At 57.1% G+C, this 16373-nt stretch carries 13 protein-coding genes; 7 read left to right on the top strand and 6 right to left on the bottom strand.

Annotation, left to right across the window (positions count from 1 at the left end):
• Window positions 1-39: 39 nt before the first annotated feature.
• A complete protein-coding gene (locus VNL17_06130; GenBank protein ID HXI83652.1) occupies window positions 40-453 on the top strand; it encodes an EVE domain-containing protein in 414 nt (137 codons plus the stop codon).
• 388 nt (window positions 454-841) lie between these two features.
• On the opposite strand, the gene VNL17_06125 is transcribed toward VNL17_06130, so the two are convergent.
• Both VNL17_06125 and VNL17_06120 read right to left on the bottom strand, forming a co-directional pair.
• Window positions 842-1873, bottom strand: coding sequence for an agmatine deiminase family protein (locus VNL17_06125; protein ID HXI83651.1), 1032 nt, complete (start codon window positions 1871-1873; stop codon window positions 842-844).
• Window positions 1873-2748 carry a carbon-nitrogen hydrolase gene (locus VNL17_06120; GenBank protein HXI83650.1) on the bottom strand — a complete coding sequence of 292 codons (876 nt, stop codon included), beginning with the start codon at window positions 2746-2748 and terminating at the stop codon, window positions 1873-1875. Before VNL17_06120 ends, VNL17_06125 begins: the two co-directional genes overlap by 1 nt.
• Before the next feature lie 87 nt (window positions 2749-2835).
• On the opposite strand from VNL17_06120, the gene VNL17_06115 reads away from it, so the two are divergent.
• Both VNL17_06115 and VNL17_06110 read left to right on the top strand, forming a co-directional pair.
• Window positions 2836-3384 carry an arginine decarboxylase, pyruvoyl-dependent gene (locus VNL17_06115; protein HXI83649.1) on the top strand — a complete coding sequence of 183 codons (549 nt, stop codon included), beginning with the start codon at window positions 2836-2838 and terminating at the stop codon, window positions 3382-3384.
• A 51-nt stretch (window positions 3385-3435) separates the two neighbouring features.
• Window positions 3436-3918 (top strand): bifunctional nuclease family protein, encoded by a 483-nt coding sequence (locus VNL17_06110; protein ID HXI83648.1) that lies wholly within the window; start codon window positions 3436-3438, stop codon window positions 3916-3918.
• A gap of 4 nt (window positions 3919-3922) precedes the next feature.
• Here VNL17_06110 and VNL17_06105 read toward each other — a convergent pair whose 3' ends face one another.
• From VNL17_06105 to VNL17_06095, 3 genes are all read right to left on the bottom strand, one after another.
• Complete coding sequence (locus VNL17_06105; GenBank protein HXI83647.1) at window positions 3923-5689, bottom strand: glycosyltransferase family 39 protein; 1767 nt, start codon at window positions 5687-5689, stop codon at window positions 3923-3925.
• Window positions 5686-7434, bottom strand: a complete 1749-nt coding sequence (locus VNL17_06100; protein ID HXI83646.1) for a hypothetical protein — start codon at window positions 7432-7434, stop codon at window positions 5686-5688. The genes VNL17_06105 and VNL17_06100 overlap by 4 nt, the downstream gene beginning before the upstream one ends.
• A 69-nt stretch (window positions 7435-7503) precedes the next feature.
• On the bottom strand, window positions 7504-9282 hold the full coding sequence (locus VNL17_06095) for a thiamine pyrophosphate-dependent enzyme (protein HXI83645.1): 1779 nt from the start codon (window positions 9280-9282) through the stop codon (window positions 7504-7506).
• A gap of 604 nt (window positions 9283-9886) precedes the next feature.
• Between VNL17_06095 and VNL17_06090 the strand changes: the two genes are divergently transcribed.
• Both VNL17_06090 and VNL17_06085 read left to right on the top strand, forming a co-directional pair.
• The gene (locus VNL17_06090; protein HXI83644.1) at window positions 9887-10606 is read left to right on the top strand and encodes a class I SAM-dependent methyltransferase; all 720 of its coding nucleotides are present in this window, start codon (window positions 9887-9889) and stop codon (window positions 10604-10606) included.
• A gap of 95 nt (window positions 10607-10701) precedes the next feature.
• On the top strand, window positions 10702-12150 hold the full coding sequence (locus VNL17_06085; protein HXI83643.1) for a hypothetical protein: 1449 nt from the start codon (window positions 10702-10704) through the stop codon (window positions 12148-12150).
• A 19-nt stretch (window positions 12151-12169) separates the two neighbouring features.
• Here the strand turns inward: VNL17_06085 and VNL17_06080 are convergent, their stop codons facing one another.
• Entirely contained in the window at window positions 12170-13246 is a 1077-nt protein-coding gene (locus VNL17_06080) for a glycosyltransferase (protein HXI83642.1), read from the bottom strand.
• Window positions 13247-13484: 238 nt separating this feature from the next.
• Here VNL17_06080 and VNL17_06075 point away from each other — a divergent pair, with 238 nt between their 5' ends.
• Window positions 13485-15305 carry a family 16 glycosylhydrolase gene (locus VNL17_06075; protein HXI83641.1) on the top strand — a complete coding sequence of 607 codons (1821 nt, stop codon included), beginning with the start codon at window positions 13485-13487 and terminating at the stop codon, window positions 15303-15305.
• A gap of 47 nt (window positions 15306-15352) precedes the next feature.
• Complete coding sequence (locus VNL17_06070) at window positions 15353-16369, top strand: alpha/beta hydrolase (protein ID HXI83640.1); 1017 nt, start codon at window positions 15353-15355, stop codon at window positions 16367-16369.
• The last annotated feature ends 4 nt before the right edge of the window (window positions 16370-16373 follow it).

Here is a 16373-nt window from a genome sequence, read left to right as displayed (position 1 = left end):
TGTCGCGGGGGTGTGAGAATACGAGTGAGGTGACAAGCCATGCCGAATCACTGGTTATTGAAGACGGAACCAAGTACGTATTCCTTTGCCGATTTGGAGCGCGACAAGCACGCGGTCTGGGATGGCGTCGCGAACGCTTTGGCCCTGAAACATCTGCGATTGATGAAACGCGGTGATCTGGCGTTCATCTACCACACCGGCGACGAGAAACAGATCGTCGGGATTGCCGAGGTGACGAGCGATCCCTATCCCGATCCGAAAGAGAATGACCCGAAACTCGCCGTCATTGATCTGAAGCCGCGGGAGAAGTTGCCACGGCCCGTCACGCTGGCGGAAATCAAGACAGCGCGGGGATTCCTGGATTTTGAGCTGGTTCGAATAGGGCGGCTCAGTGTGATGCCCGTTAGCGCTTCACGATGGCAGGGGCTTTGGAAAATGGCTTCAAACGCGTGACGTTCCCTGCCAGTGGTGGTAACCGTCGTTTTGTTAAGAACGACAGCAAATTGATGGACACCAAGCCATTAGGGCAGAATCGGGTATTTCTCGTTCCAAGAATCACATTCGTCCGAAACAATCGAATTTGTTGGCAATTCTCGATAAAGGCTGTATGATTAAGGTGAGGTTTTCGTAGGAATCACGGTGTTGGATAAATGAACACACGGCCACAGAAGTTGCGCAGAACGCTAAAGAAGAGGTCAGGCGCGAGTCTGACGGAATATGCTGTCCTTCTCTTTCTCGTCTCGATTGCAGCAGTAGTTATTCTACAAAGCATCGGTGGCAAGACGAACAACATGGTTTCGACCGTCAATGACGGATTTGGACCGTAGTTCTGGAACCGTAGCTAGCTTGCGGGCTGTTGCTGCGTGAGGCAGTGGAAGGATCCGAGTCCCCAAATCAGGTTTGTGCTGTCGATACCTACCACGCGTCGGTCCACAAAGATCCTCTGTAGCGTCTCTCTTGCGGTCGTATCGGTTTTCGGATTGCAATACGTCGGCAGCAGAACCACCCCATTCGCGATATAGAAATTCGCGTAGCTTGCTGGCAACCGCTGGCCATCATATTCGATCACACCCGGCATCGGCAGTTCGACAACCCGCAAAGGGTTTCCATCCTGATCGCGCATTGCCTGGAGCCGTTTCCGATTCTCTTGCAGCGGCCAATAGTTGTCGTCCTGCGGATCCGGCTCAACGACGGTAACAACGGTGGTCGGGTTTACGAACCGTGCGAGATCGTCCACATGCCCGTCCGTGTCGTCGCCGGCGATTCCATCCCCGAGCCACAGGATGTTGGTGATGCCAAGGTAATCGCGGAGATACTGCTCGATTTGCTGCTTTTTGAGATGCGGATTGCGATTGGGATTGAGCAGGCAGGACTCGGTGGTCAGTAAAGTTCCTACGCCGTTGACGTCAAGGGCGCCCCCTTCCATCACGATGCCGGGGCTAAACACCGGCAAACCCAAGGACTCAGCGACGCGTCGCGGCACCGCATCATCGTCGTCATACGGCGGATATTTGCTGCCCCAAGCGTTGTAGTCCCAGTCCACGATGGCGAGTTCGTGGCCGCGCTTCACAAAAATGGGCCCATGGTCGCGGCACCATGGTTCATACGAGGGAATGTGATGGTAGAAGATATTTCTGACGTTGCCGATGGCCTCGCGTGCAATGGCTTCGACTCCCTCGTCGCGGACATTGATATCGATACGCTCATGAGGCGCCAATGTTCGGACCATTTCGCCCAGCGTCGGGAGCGCTTCCGGATAGCGGTCGGGAAAGCTAATGCCGTCAGGCCGTGGCCAACTCAGCCAGGTTGCCGCGTGCGGTTGCCACTCGGCGGGCATTCGATAGCCGAGTTCGCGTGGCGTTTTCGCGGGCATTAGTCGAGAAGACGTTGAGTGATGCCGCCGTAGGCGTCGATGCGGCGATCCCGGAGGAATGGCCAATGCTGGCGCGTTTCCTCAATTCTGCGGAGGTCGCATTTCGTAACGAGTACTTCCTCCTTGTCGTGGCTGGCCTCGGCGATTATCTCGCCGAATGGATCGCAAACGAACGAGCCACCCCAGAACTCTACCGTACCTTCCCGTCCGATGCGGTTGGGCGCGGCCACAAACACACCGTTGGCGATGGCGTGGGAGCGCTGGATGGTAACCCATGCTTCATGCTGCTTCTTCCCGAATTGCGCCTTTTCTTTACGGTGCCAACCAATAGCCGTCGGGTAGAAGAGAATTTGCGCGCCTTTCAACGCGGTGAGCCGGGCGCCTTCGGGATACCATTGATCCCAACAAACGAGCGTGCCGATATTGGCATGCTTGGTTGCGAATGATTGAAAACCGAGGTCGCCAGGAGTGAAATAGAATTTCTCGTAGTACAGGGGATCGTCAGGAATGTGCATCTTGCGGTACTTGCCCACGAGCTTGCCTTGGGCGTTGAGGACGACGGCGGTGTTGTGGTAAACGCCTGCCGAGCGCTTCTCGAAAACCGAGCCCACAATGGTGACGTGATGCTGGCGCGCGGCCTTTGCGAGCGCAGTGGTCGTGGGACCGGGAATCGGTTCGGCGAGCGCAAACTGACTGTGATCTTCTGTTTGGCAAAAATACAGCGAGCGAAAGAGCTCCGGCAGACAGATTATTCGAGCGCCGCGTCTCGCCGCTTTCGCGACGAGGGCAAGTCCCTTCCGCAGATTTGCCTGCGGTTGGGACATGCAACGCATCTGAATGAGGCCGATCGTGACGATCTGTGTCTTGGTTGGCATGTAAAAAATTCTTCAGAACCATGATGAATTTCTTGCATTGCTGCAAGAAATTTGTTTCTCTTCCGCCCGGAGGCGAGAAATAACCACATGCATTTTGTTCCATCGAAGATATTCTTGACCAAAGGCGTCGGGACTCACAAGCACGAGCTGCGCAGCTTCGAATTGGCGTTACGCGATGCGGGTATCGAGAAGTGCAACCTCGTGACTGTATCGAGCATCTTGCCGCCGCGCTGCAAGATCATCTCCCGCAAGCAGGGCGAGCAACTACTGCAGCCCGGGCAGATCACCTTCGCCGTCATCGCGCGTCTTTCCACGAATGAGCCGCATCGACTCATTGCGGCATCGATCGGCGTGGCCCAACCCGCCGATGAGGATGCGTACGGCTACCTTAGCGAATTGCACGCGTATGGCATGAACGACACCACGGCGGGCAATTTTTCCGAGGACATGGCGGCGGCCATGCTGGGCACGACGCTGGGCGTGGATTTTAATGAGGACGCCAGTTGGGATGAGAAAGAGCAGGTGTTTCGGATGAGCGGTAAGATCGTGCGTACCAGCAATTGCACCCAGACGGCGGTCGGCCATCCCCAGGGCCAGTATTCCACAGTAATCACGGCTGCAATTTGCCTCTTCTAATCGTGCTGAGAGCGGTTTGCCTTTCCGCAGAAAGGCATTTAAGATACCCCCGTGAAGAACGACGTTGTTGAAGTCCAGGTGAAGGGCGTGCTGCCGACAACCAACGGCTGCGCTGTCTTTGTAGGCAACGACGAGAAGACGTTTGTCATTTACGTGGACCATAGCGTGGGCGCGGCCATCACGATGTTCCTGCGCAGCACTCCAAAGGAGCGCCCGCTGACCCACGATCTCATCGGTCACATTTTCACCGGGCTGGGGGTAAAAGTAGAGCGCATCGTTATTAACGACCTCAAGAACAGTACGTATTACGCGCGCCTCGTGCTGCGCGCAGAAAACGAACTTGGCAAGAAAATCCTGGAGATCGATTCCCGCCCGAGTGACTGCATCGCGCTGGCTGTCCAGCAGAAGAGCCCCATCTATGTCGCGACCAAGGTATTCAGCGCGGTCGAAGACATGTCGGAGGTACTCAAGCGCATGAAGCAGGAGGGTGGCGACGAATTCACCGAGCAGGGTGAAGAAGGACAGACCGAGTAAGCCTCTACTGCCACCACGGACGCTCGACCTGGTACACATAGATCGAATAACCAATCACCGCGACCGGTGCCGTCTCCAGCAACCCTTGGTAAATGTTTCGCGAGCGTTCCGAAAAATAAACACCACGGAGGTTGGTGACACTCACGGCGACGAAGCCCGGTAGTTGTGGATTTCTCACCAATGGCTCGTCAAAAAACGCACCACCGGGAAGGTAGGTGCAATCGATCTTGTAATAGGCAGGGTCCGCCGTGCCGAAATAGCTCAAGTTGATGTGTCGCACTTCGTGCTCGTCCATCCAATGTTTTAGACTCTTCAAATCCTGTCCCCAATCAAGGTTGGAATCGACGAGATATTCGTGTCCATTTCGCGGGCCGCCGGCGAATTGGTTAAAGAAGGCGAGATAGTGTGGGCAGACGAACGCGAGTTCCGTAACGGCCAGGAGACCGAGCGTGCCCAGCAGCATGCGCAGGGGTTTCCGTTGGCTGGCGTATAATTCCGCGGTGGCGTTGCCCGCCAACAGCAACACCAGCGGCTGGATGGGTAGGATGTGACGAACGCCAATATTCAGGTTCATCATCATCGCCGCTCCCAGAAATGCGGCGAGCGGCAAGAGCACGTACGCATTGTGATCGAGAAAACGTCGCCAGCGCACCGCGCAAAGCACGACGCCAGTGAAGAAGAGCAGGATCACGGCAATGGGAGTCTTGATAAGGAATGCCACTGGGAAGAAATACCACCAGCCTTTGATGCTGTAGGTGCCCGCGAAGAACCCGCTGCGCTTCTGTGCCTTCACCTGCCCGAGCAGGAAGCCCTGGACATACGCGTTTGGCAGCAGCCGATGTTCATCAACCCACCCGACAGCCTTCGCGAGCAGCGGGGCACGTTGAAGAATAATGGGATCCTGTTGGAAATCCCAACGCCAGGTGGGAGAAGCCGAGGGAAGGTAGCGGAAGTCGTAGACTGCCCAAATTGCCAACCACGTTGCAGCGGCGAGCATGGCAACGATAGACAACGTGATTGCCAGTTTTCCCACACGATTGCGCGCAACCGATTGCCGGCCAAGAGACACCACCCATGGTTTTTCCTGGAAGGTGCGCACCACGAGCAATGCCAGAACAATCGGGCCGAGTAAGAGTGCCGAGAATTTGCTGACCTGAGCGAGCACGAAGAACCCGGCCAGTCCGCACAGGTTACTGAAACTCAACAACCGCGTCGTCCGCCAGAGGAAATACATTGTGCCAAAGATGAAACAGGTCACACCAAAATCAGTTGTGACCAGACGCGCATGAGCCAGGAGATTCGGTTCAACAGTGTACAACCCCAACACCATCGTAGCGGGCCAGAACCCCAGTAGTTCGCGGGTCCAACAGAACAGCAATACGCCCAGCAATACGCCCAGCACCACGATCATAAACCGCGCCAGGTACAAGAGGCGGTCGGCATCGTTCGCGACATAAAATACGTCGTGGCAGAAGAAGAACTGCCCCTGCGTCACCCATGAATAGGGCGTAGTTTGGTCGATCTTCGAGCGGTCCACTTTGATGTCATTCACTGCCAGGAGCGGCAAGGCAGCCCACATACGGATGAAGGGCGGATGCTCCGGATCAGTGCGATAGTCGTGAAACCGGAGGGCGTTGTATCCCGCGACCACGTGTTGCGGTTCATCCCAGGTTGCCGACTCACGCGTGTAGCTGCTGACGGTCAGGGCAATGAAAACAGCCGCGAAGACGAGCAAAGTGATGGCGGAGCGACGCCATTCGGGGACGTTCATGGCCGCGAATTGTACCACCAATTGGTTTCGACCCAATAGACGTGAATCGAGTAACCAATGGTGGCAGTTGGCTCCCGCTCCAACAAAGGCGCATAGAATTCACGCTGCGATTCGTCCTGCCGCACGCCGTGCAGATTCTGTACGCTCACGGCAACATAGCCGGGCAGACGCGGCTCCGTAATTTGCGCCCCCAGGAACGACGGCGACCCCAGCAATCGTGCGCCGCGAATCCCGTAGTAGGCAGGATCCGCCGTGCCGAAATAACTGAGGTTGATCTCTTCGACATGGTGCGCGTCCATCCAGCGCCTCAGGGGCTTGAGATCCTGGCCCCAATCGAGGTTGGAGTCGAGCAGTACCAGATGGCCGTTTGCGGGTCCGCGGATGAGTTGATTGAAGAACGCCAGGTAATGAGGATAGACTAGGGCAAGTTCGACAGAGGCCACCGCAATGGGCGCCAGGAGGAAAAGGGGACGCCACCGTACGCGCATTTCTTCCAGGGTAAATCCGCAGACCAACAGGGCCAACGGGTAGATGGGTAGGAGGTGGCGCAGACCGATGTTGAGATGCGCCATCATCGCGACCCCAAGATAGATTAGCATTGGCAGAACGATAAATGCGTCCTCACTCTTCCAGCGGGTGCGTGTTTTCATGCTGAGTACCAGACCGCAAGTAAAAAGGAAAAGCACGGTAAGCGATGTCTTCACCAGGAATGCCACGGGAAAATAATACCACCAACCGGTGCGACTGAATTCGCCCGCCAGATAGGCCGAGCGTCGCTGGGCCTTTACCTGGGCGAGGACCAGACTGCGCGCATAGGTGTCTGGCAGGAGCCGATGTTCGTCGAACCAATTGGCGATGACCCACGTGGTACGCACACGGTCGAGGAGTTGCGGGTTCTTCTGCAAGAGAATGAGGTCGGCGCCGGGGACCGTCGGGCCGTAGTGGAAGTCGTAAACTGCCCAGACAGCGATGTACGAGCTGACCGCCAGGAGCAAAACGATGGCGACCATCGTGAGCAGCTTGGCCCGAAGCGAGCGGAGTTCGCCTCGGCTGCCAAACTGGTGGGGCCAGGCGGCTCGGCGCAGAAAGCGCAGCACTAACAGCAGCGCAACAATCGGCCCGAGCACCAGCCCGGAGAATTTGGAAACTTGCGCGAGCGCGAAAAAGATGGCCAGGCCCGCGACGTTGCTGATGGTCAACATACGGGACAGGCGCCAGAGGAAGTAGAGCGCGCCGAAGATGAAGCAGGTCACACCGAGGTCCGTCGTTACCATGCCGGAGTGGGCGAGAATATTCGGTTCGAGGCAGTACAGCGTGAGGACGGCGGCTGCCGTCCAAAAGCCGAAGAGTTCCTTCGCCCAACTAAAGACGAGCACGCCCAACACGATGCCGAGCAGGACAGTCATGAACCGGGCGCGATAGAGCAGGTGGTCGGCATCGTTGATCTCGTAAAGGAAGTGATGGCTGAAATCCCAGGCCTGCCCCGTCTGCCACGAGACGGTATTGGTATCGAGCCGCACGTCGGGCATGGCCAACAACGGCAGCGCAGCCCACAAGCGCAGGAACGGCGGATGTTCCGGGTCGAGACGGTAATCGTGGAGGCGGAGCGCCGTGTAGCCGGCGGTCAAATGTTGTGGCTCGTCAACAGTCGCAGAATGCTGTGTGTAGCTGCTGACAGTCAGCGCAATGAAGATTGCGGCAAACACACACAACACGAGCGTTGTCCGAATCCATGGTCGATCCATTGTGCAGATTGTACCGAGTGGCGGCAGTCCCGACCACAAAAACCGTGCGCGAACAGCAAACTCTGCCGGTTACAGCCCGAGATTGGTGCCGAGAACGGGCTTCGCATCTTTTTCGATGATGATGTCCTTGACCGTCTTGCCGGACGGAATCATCGGCAGCACGTGCTCCGTGAAAGGCACAATGACATCGAGGACGTACGGCTCCTTCGACTCCAGCATCCGCTTCATCGCCGCGCGTAATTCGCTCTTGCGCGTCACGCGTTCGGCGGGAACGTTGAAGCCCTTCGCGATCGCGACGTAGTCCGGGTAAACCTTGTGCGGGTTTTGCGGGTCGCCGAGATAGGTGTGGCCACGGTTCGAATCATAAAAACGATCTTCCCACTGCACAACCATGCCGAGATGCTGGTTGTTGAGGACCAGCGCCTTCGCCGCGATCCGCTCGATGTGCGCCGTCGCCAACTCCTGGATGTTCATCAAAAATGACCCGTCGCCGTCGATGTCCACGACCTCCTTGTTGGGGAACGCGACCTTCGCGCCCATCGCCGCGGGATAGCCGTAGCCCATCGCGCCGAGCCCCGCCGATGTCAGGAACGAGCGCGGATGCTTGAACTTGTAATACTGTCCCGCCCACATCTGGTGCTGGCCGACGCCCGTGGTGAGGATCGCCTCGCCCTTGGTTAATTCGCTGAGCAACTCGACCACATACTGCGGCATGACGATCTCGTTGACGTCGCCCTTGAGGAAATCGCGGACGTATTGCGATTTCAAGACCTCATCGGTAACGCGATAGCGGAAGGGGTACTGCTTCTTCCACTCCGCGATCTGCGTGTGCCACGCCTTGAACTGTTGCTTGCCTTTGACAACCCGGTTGAGTTGTTGCAACGCGTACTTGATGTCGCTGACGATCGGCAGATGCGCGACCTTGTTCTTGTTGATCTCACTCGGGTCGACGTCGATGTGGACGATGGTCCCGTGCTTGGCGAACTCGCTGACCTTGCCGGTGACGCGGTCGTCAAAACGGACGCCGAGCGCCAACAGCAAATCGGATTTGTCGACCGCATAATTCGCGGTGACAGTGCCGTGCATGCCCAGCCAGCTCATCGAAAGTTCGTGGTCGGTCGGAATCGCGCCGATGCCCATCAACGTCGTGGCGATCGGGATGCCCGTTTTCTCAACGAACGCCAGCAGTTCCTCGTGTGCGTTGGATGAGATGATGCCGCCGCCCGCGTAGATGACAGGGCGTTCGCTCTTTTCAATGAGCCCGGCGATCTCGTTGACCGCGATGTCGCTGATCTTCTTGTCCGGATTGTACCCGCGCAGATTGATCTTCTCGGGGTAAACCGGCTTACACATGCTCTGCTGCACGTCCTTCGGGATATCGATCCAGACCGGACCGGGCCGACCTGTGTTCGCGATATAGAACGCCTCTTTGACGACGCGCGGGATGTCCTCGACGTTCATGACGAGGTAACTGTGCTTGACGATGGGCAACGCCAGACCAAATACATCCGTCTCTTGGAACGCGCCCTTGCCGATCATTGGCCGCGGAACCTGGCCCGTGATCAAAATCAGCGGAATCGAATCCATGTAGGCGTCGGCAACGCCCGTGACCAGGTTCGTTGCGCCGGGCCCGCTGGTGGCAATGGCGACGCCGCATTTGCCGCTCGCGCGGGCGTAACCCTCGGCGGCGAACGCGCCCCCCTGCTCGTGGCGCGGCAAAACCGTGCGAATGATCTTCGAGCGGGTCAGCGCCTGGTGCATCTCCATGCTCGCGCCGCCGGGATACGCAAACACTGCGTCCACACCCTCGCGTTCGAGGCATTTGACGAGGATATCCGCACCGCGCATGGGCGCGTGCGATTCAGCGCCGAGTTCGACAATCGGCGCGGCAGTTTTCGCCCGGCTCTTGGCCGAGGTATTTGCGTGTTTATTCATCGGAATCTCAATTCCTTCTAGGAACCACTGGTGCCCTAGCAGGGAAGGACTTATACACCAAATCCCTCCCTCGGGCAATCCAAATTGGATATACAATGTCTGGCACCGGACCCGAGCCTGTTGTAGCTGCGCTTCTGTGAAGCGCAGGGGCAGATGGGGGAACGGTTCGCAATGCCTTTATCCACGGTGATTTTCTCCCAAAACGACCCTAAAAGTCTTCCAAAACCCCTCACCGGTGGGTTCGTTTGGTAGAATGGCATGTTTCTTTCGAGCTGCGCACAGCAGCGAATCCGCCATAGCGCAAAGCGCGACGGCGAAAGCGCCCTCGCGAAGTAGGCTCTCTCATCGCAAATACTCACACCTCGAACGATACCATTATCGGAATACGATGTCTAGAGCTTTAATGAGGCTCTCCTCTCTGGCCGCGCTTGCTGATATTCTCAGGGGGTTGGAAGTCGGATTCGCGCCAGAATTTGCTCGTTGAGCTATTCCTTCAGTGGCAGATTAGTTGGTCACCATGCGCACGCCAATCCTCTACACTGACCTGGCCCGATACTACGACCTGATCTATTCGTGGAAGGACTACCAGAAAGAGGCCGCTACCATTCAGCGGCTGATTACGAAATACAAGAGGTCGAAAGGATACGACTTGCTGGAAGTCGCTTGTGGGACGGGAAAGCACATTCAGTACCTGAAAGATAAGTTCCGCGTGCTGGGAACCGATATCAGTACTGGGATGCTGCGTGTCGCCCGTCAGAACATCAAAGGCGTTCGGTTCCAACGGGCGGATATGGTCACGCTCAATCTCGAAAAACAATTCGACGTGATCGTCTGCCTGTTCAGTTCGATCGGATATGTAAAGACCGCCGCCGACTTGAAACGCACCTTGCTGAATTTTGGAGGCCACTTGAAGAAAGGCGGCGTGGTCATCATCGAACCGTGGCTGACGAAAGAAATCTTCAAAAAAGGTCTTCCGCACATGACAACCTATGGCGACGATGACATCAAAATCGCGCGGCTGGACGTTTCTAAAGCCCGCGGCAATGTCTCCATCCTCGAGATGCATTATCTCGTCGCCGAAAAGGACAAAACGGTGAGGCATTTTGTTGATCGCCATGAACTCAGCATGTTTGAACCACGACAGATTCTTCGATTCATGCGACAGGCAGGACTCCGTGCGAAGTTTGTCCGAAATGGTTTGATGAAGGGCAGGGGACTCTACATCGGAGTCAAGTAGGGGAAATGGTGGTGAGTGAACACCACTTCACATTTTGAATCGACTTCGCCTCGCGGAACCCCTACAAGACTTCTGTATCAGGCCGAGCCGACGACATGAACGGCCCACCAACACCAGTCCCGCCAAATCGGAAGACACGCTGTCTCAAGATCGTTCTGCTTATCTTCGTGGGCTTCATCGCGATGTACTTTGTTTATCGCTACCATTTGTCGCGCGAGATTCAGGCAAGAATCGATGCAATCCATCACGCAGGGTTTCCGGCGACGTCCGCCGAGCTCGATAAGTGGTATCCACAACCGCCTGCCGGCGAAAATGCCGCCGATGTTTTCCGGGAGGCGTTCGCGCACTCTGCGATGTGGACCAACAAAGATGCGCAATTCTCCATGCCCGCCGATGCCAAAGACAGAAAAAAATTCTCCTCTCCTCCGAAGTCGAAGCGCGACCTGTTGCCCGTCGTTGGATCGTCCAGGCTTCCGCCAAGGACGGAACCGTTGGCACCCGAGATGCAGAAGTTGGTCGCCGAGTATCTTTCCGAAAACGCGGAGGCGTTACGACTCCTTCACCAAGCGGCCTCGATGAAATCCTGCCGCTACCCCATCGACTTGGCCAACGGTGTGAGGACGCTTCTGCCCCATCTGACTTCTGTTCGTCAGGCCGCACGGCTGCTCGAACTCGAGGCGATTCAATACACGGAGGAACAACAACCACAGTCGGCAGTCGAATCCGTTGTCGCTTCACTGGGTGTAGCGCGGTCGTTGAATCAGGAACCGACTCTCATCTCCTACCTCGTTCACATCGCGTGTCAGGACATCACCTTGGACAGTCTTGAACGCATCCTCAATAGAATGCCCCTAACAGATACGCAACTCGCGAAGCTGGCCGCCGCGATTGAAGAATCGGAGAACCACCTGGCGTTTACACGGGCGTTTGCTGGGGAACGTTGCATGCACGTTGATGTTTTTCGCGGTGTACGCAAGGGAAGGATTCCTCCCAACGAGTTGCCGTACACGGAGAATGGAGACGCATTTAGGCCTCGCTTCCTGACCGCAGTATACACCGCGACGGGCCTACCGGAACTGGATGAGAGAGAGTATCTCGACAATATGGAACGCTATGTGAAGGCAACGCACCTTCTGCCCCCAGAAAGCATTGAAGCCTTCCATGCTGTGAATGAGAAGCTGGAACACCTAAGCCGATGGCGCTTCGTCTCCCGCAGGGTACTACCCATCCTCGGTAGTGCAGTGAATAAACCGGCGCGAAGCGACGCGAAGATCCGCGACGCACAAGCTGCCCTTGCCGTCGAACGTTATCGACTCGCCAACGGCAAGCTTCCAATCCAACTCGACGATCTCGTCCCCACGTTCCTCCCGTCCGTTCCCACCGACCCGTTCGATGGAAAACCACTCCGTTACAAAACGCTCACGAAAGGCTACGTGGTTTACAGTGTCGGCGACGACCGTGAAGACAACGGTGGTGCGGAGAAGGACAACAAAGGCGTAAGCTACGTTCCCGGCACGGACATTACCTTTACCGTCGAACGATAGGCAGAATTGGGGACGGCTCTCAGCCGTTGAAGAAATGCGGCAGCCAATGGTAAAGCCCGTGCCAAATCCGAATGACACCTTGCGTAGATTCCACGGCTTGCCACGAACAAAAAGCGCACAGCGCGGCCAATTTAATCCATTCGATCCAATGCCTTCGCCGAAATAGATGCACGAAAACAATGATGGCGAGCGGCCAAAAGATCAGTCCCGCATGACAAAGAATTATTCCGGCCACAAATCTGAATTTACCGAGCGGACTGGCCCAGGGTGTCAGTGACCGGGGGATGAAATACCACACGGGCCCGGTAAGCAGGATGATCAAAATCAATAAGATGATGGCGTTGGACACCTTGGCGGCTAGTGAGCTGGGTATTGTTTCGTCTTCCTTGCGATTGGAGTCATACCAAATCTTTTCCACGGCCGACCGCTGTGTGAGTGTCCTCCAGGGGCAAAACACCGCGCGGGCGATGAAGGCCACCACTTGGAGTCCCGACAGTGTGCGGAGACGGCGCGCGGAGGTGAGAACCGGTTTCCAAACCACGATAAACCGGCCTTGCCGTTTCAGCGCCAGGGCGAACACGCCCTCCTCGGCGCAATAAAAACGTTCGTCGAAACCGCCGGTCGCGTGAAAAGCCTCGCGTGTGCAATACATGAAAGCCCCGCCAGTGAATCCGATGAGTTTCGTACCGATACCCATGCCAATGCCGATCAAAAAAGATAGGAGCCGGATGAAAGGGGACGCAACCCCATCGAATAGCGTCGGCGCGCCTCCGCCTACCGCGCCTCGGTCCATGTAGCGCAACGCCGCAGCGACGGTGCGCGGATTGATCGTTGTGTCCGCGTCGACAAAGAACAACCGGTCGCCGCGCGCCGCGCGTCCACCGGAATTGCGCGTGGCGGCGATCTGTCGATGGTTGACCGGCACTACGGTCGCCTGGTGCCGGCGGGCGATCTCCGCCGTGGCGTCGGTCGAGGCATCGTCCACCACGATGATCTCATACGGCTGGCCCACGGTGCCGGCGGAATCGTGGATCGCCTGCAAGGTTCGCCCGATAACAGCCTGCTCGTTATGCGCGGGGACGATGAACGAGATCACAACCATTTGACCAACTCGGACGCCTTTCGTTTTGCTCCGGGCAAACCTTTTCCGTCGCGCCATTACGAAGCGCGATTCGCGTCGGGTTTCAGTGTGAGACAATGCATCTGGCCAATTGCGTCTCTGCATCTCATTCTGGTAGTTAGTCCTGCGATAAAGGCGTTGTCATCTCGACTTCAACATCGCAATTGGGAGCCGGGTGAGCGTAGTATAACGGTAGCGAGAGAACCGGTTCACGATGACTGCGATACGCATTTTTTCCAATCCCTTCGTTCGAACCAAACGAGGGTTTCTGATTCCGGCCGTCGGCGGCCTCTTCCTTTTCGGCTTGCTCGGGGCCGCGACTCCGCCGACGTACGGCCAAACCTTGTCGCTCGTCTGGAGCGACGAGTTCAACAGCGCCACCAGTTCCAATGTCGACACGACCAAGTGGACATTCGATACCGGCAATGGCGACAACAACGCGGCTGGCCCCGGCTGGGGCAATGATGAGCTGGAGTTCTACACCGGGCGCACCAACAACGCTTACGTTGCCAACGGCGTGCTCCATATCCGCGCCCAAATAGAGAACACCAACGGATTCCGCTATACCTCCGCCCGCCTGAAGACCCAGGGCCTGTTTAATACGCTCTACGGGCGCATCGAGTGGCGCGCCAAACTGCCCGCCGGCGTCGGCATGTGGCCGGCGCTCTGGATGCTGGGGGCGAACATCGACACGTTTCCCTGGCCGGGCTGCGGCGAAATCGATGTGGTGGAAAGTAATGGGGCGTACCCATATTATGTGCAAGGAAGCATCCATGCCGGCGGAAGCGGCGCGACCGGTTATTTCGTTTTTAACAATTACGGTGATACCGCCAACTTCCATGTTTACGATCTGGATTGGACGGTCAACGCGATCACGTGGTCTGTCGATGGCTCGCCTTACGAAACCCAAACCAACTGGATTAGCTCCACAGGGAACCCTTATCCGTTTCCCTTTAACCAGCCATTTTTCCTGCTCATGAACCTCGCCACGGGCGGCGATTACGTTGGCAATCCGGACACCGGCAGCATCGATGCCGGCCTGCCCAACGAAATGCAGGTGGATTACGTCCGGGTTTACCAGGTCCCTCCGCCCGTAAACCCTTTGGTTGTATCGATCACTCCCAACAACGGCTGCGCGAGTGGTGGGACACCGATTACGATCGGCGGCGTGAACTTTCAAAGCGGCTCCACCATCACCATGAACGGCGTAAACGCCACGGGTGTGGCCTTTGTCAATTCCAACACCCTGACAGCCGTCACGGCCGCCAACTTGCAGGGAACGTACAATGTCGTGGTCAAGACTCCCGGCAAGCCTCCGACAACGCTCACCAACGGATTTACCTATGCCGGCCCGTTGGTTTTCGGTGGGCCGAACAGCCTCACCCCGGCGATTGAAGGCGCGACGTTGAGCTGGTCTGCGGCGTCGGGCGCGGCGCCACTCACCTATAGCGTCTACGAAGCGACCAATAGCGGCGGGGAGATCAATCCGTTGCTGACCACCAATGCCTTGGCGGTATACCTTCCGCTCTATCCGGGGAGCAACAGCCCGATCACGTACTTCTTCAAGGTGAAGGCGTTTGACAATTGCGGCGGCCTCGACACCAATCACGTCGAGCTGTCTGTCCAGCCACTCCTCGACCCCGCCAAGAGCCAGGTGGGCGACGGGATTCCCAATAGCTGGAAGCTACAATACGGCTTCAGTCCCTTCGATCCCACTGTCGCAGCCGGCGACCCCGACGGCGACGGCCTGTCCAATCTTCAGGAATTCCTCGACGGTACCAATCCACGGGACAGCGCTTCTCCGTTCCATGTTATGGGGATCACATTGCAAGGCCCGGATGTGTTGATCACGTGGCAGTCAATGGGCGGAATGACGAACGCCGTGGAGTCCACGCCCAACCCCGGCGGCGGCTGGTCCAACATCAGCGGAAACATCGTCATCACCGGCATTGGCCTCGCGACGACAAACTATCTCGACGCAGGCGCAGTCACCAACACCCCTGCCAACTACTACCGCGTACGCCTCGTGCCCTGAATGATAGCGGCTTGATTTCGTGGTGAGCGCCGTTTATACCTCCGGCCATGAATCCCCGTTGCCTTAGCCTGCTTCTCTTTTTTCTGGCGAACTTCGCCAACGCACAGACGCTCCAATTCGCCCAACTCGGTGATTTCAAGTTGGAAAGCGGCGAGGTCATTCGCGACTGCCGCATTGGCTATCGAACATTCGGCACGCTCAACAGCAACCAGTCAAACGCGGTCCTCTTTCCCACGTGGGCTTTGGGAACGACCGAGCAGCTCATCGGCAACATCGGGTCCAACAAGCTCGTGGACAGCACCAAGTACTTCGTCATCGCCGTCGACGCGCTCGCCAATGGCGTCTCATCATCGCCGTCGAACAGCCAGTTGCAGCCGCGTATGAAATTCCCGAAAATCACCATCCGCGACATGGTCAACACCCAGCATGAACTCCTGACGAAAACTCTGCACTTGAATCACGTAAGGGCCGTCATGGGAATCTCGATGGGCGGCATGCAGACCTTCCAATGGATCGTCTCGTATCCCGATTTCATGGACAAGGCGATCCCGATCGTCGGTTCGCCACGGCCCACGCCCTACGACCTCGTTTTCATCCGCGCACAACTCCGCGCGATCACCAACGATCCCGACTGGAACAACGGGAACTACACCAACAATCCCGCGCGCGTGGCCGAAGCTGAATTCTTCGCATTAATTCTCACCACTCCTGACGAATACAACCACCACATGACGCGCGAGCGGTTCGCCGAGGAATTGGACAAGGCCAGGAACACCCTCGGCTTTGACTCAAACGACAAAATTCGTCAGTTGCAGGCCATCATGGCGCTGGACATCTCGACTTCGTTCGGCGGGTCCATGGAGCGCGCGGCAGCCGCGGTAAAGGCCAAACTGTTGGTCATCTCCGCCGTGAAAGATCGCGCCGTCAATCCCGTCCCGGCATTGGACTTCGCCCGCCTCCTGCACGCGCAGACGCTGGTGCTGGAAAGCGACTGCGGCCATCTTTCCCCCGGCTGTGAATCCCAAGTGGTCAACCAATTGGTAGGTGATTTTCTGGGACAGTGACGCA

Source organism: Verrucomicrobiia bacterium (genome assembly GCA_035577545.1).
In the GTDB taxonomy this organism is placed as follows: Bacteria; Verrucomicrobiota; Verrucomicrobiia; order Palsa-1439; family Palsa-1439; genus Palsa-1439.
This window is presented reverse-complemented; position numbering and strand designations above follow the sequence as displayed.

Bases quoted from the DNA above. Each gene is read 5' to 3' on its own strand.
- VNL17_06070 (HXI83640.1), top strand. From the start codon at position 15,353: ATGAATCCCCGTTGCCTTAGCCTGCTTCTCTTTTTTCTGGCGAACTTC.
- VNL17_06075 (HXI83641.1), top strand. From the start codon at position 13,485: ATGACTGCGATACGCATTTTTTCCAATCCCTTCGTTCGAACCAAACGA.
- VNL17_06130 (HXI83652.1), top strand. From the start codon at position 40: ATGCCGAATCACTGGTTATTGAAGACGGAACCAAGTACGTATTCCTTT.
- VNL17_06105 (HXI83647.1), bottom strand. From the start codon at position 5,689: ATGAACGTCCCCGAATGGCGTCGCTCCGCCATCACTTTGCTCGTCTTC.
- VNL17_06085 (HXI83643.1), top strand. From the start codon at position 10,702: ATGAACGGCCCACCAACACCAGTCCCGCCAAATCGGAAGACACGCTGT.
- VNL17_06115 (HXI83649.1), top strand. From the start codon at position 2,836: ATGCATTTTGTTCCATCGAAGATATTCTTGACCAAAGGCGTCGGGACT.
- VNL17_06090 (HXI83644.1), top strand. From the start codon at position 9,887: ATGCGCACGCCAATCCTCTACACTGACCTGGCCCGATACTACGACCTG.
- VNL17_06125 (HXI83651.1), bottom strand. From the start codon at position 1,873: ATGCCCGCGAAAACGCCACGCGAACTCGGCTATCGAATGCCCGCCGAG.
- VNL17_06100 (HXI83646.1), bottom strand. From the start codon at position 7,434: ATGGATCGACCATGGATTCGGACAACGCTCGTGTTGTGTGTGTTTGCC.
- VNL17_06120 (HXI83650.1), bottom strand. From the start codon at position 2,748: ATGCCAACCAAGACACAGATCGTCACGATCGGCCTCATTCAGATGCGT.
- VNL17_06095 (HXI83645.1), bottom strand. From the start codon at position 9,282: ATGCGCGGTGCGGATATCCTCGTCAAATGCCTCGAACGCGAGGGTGTG.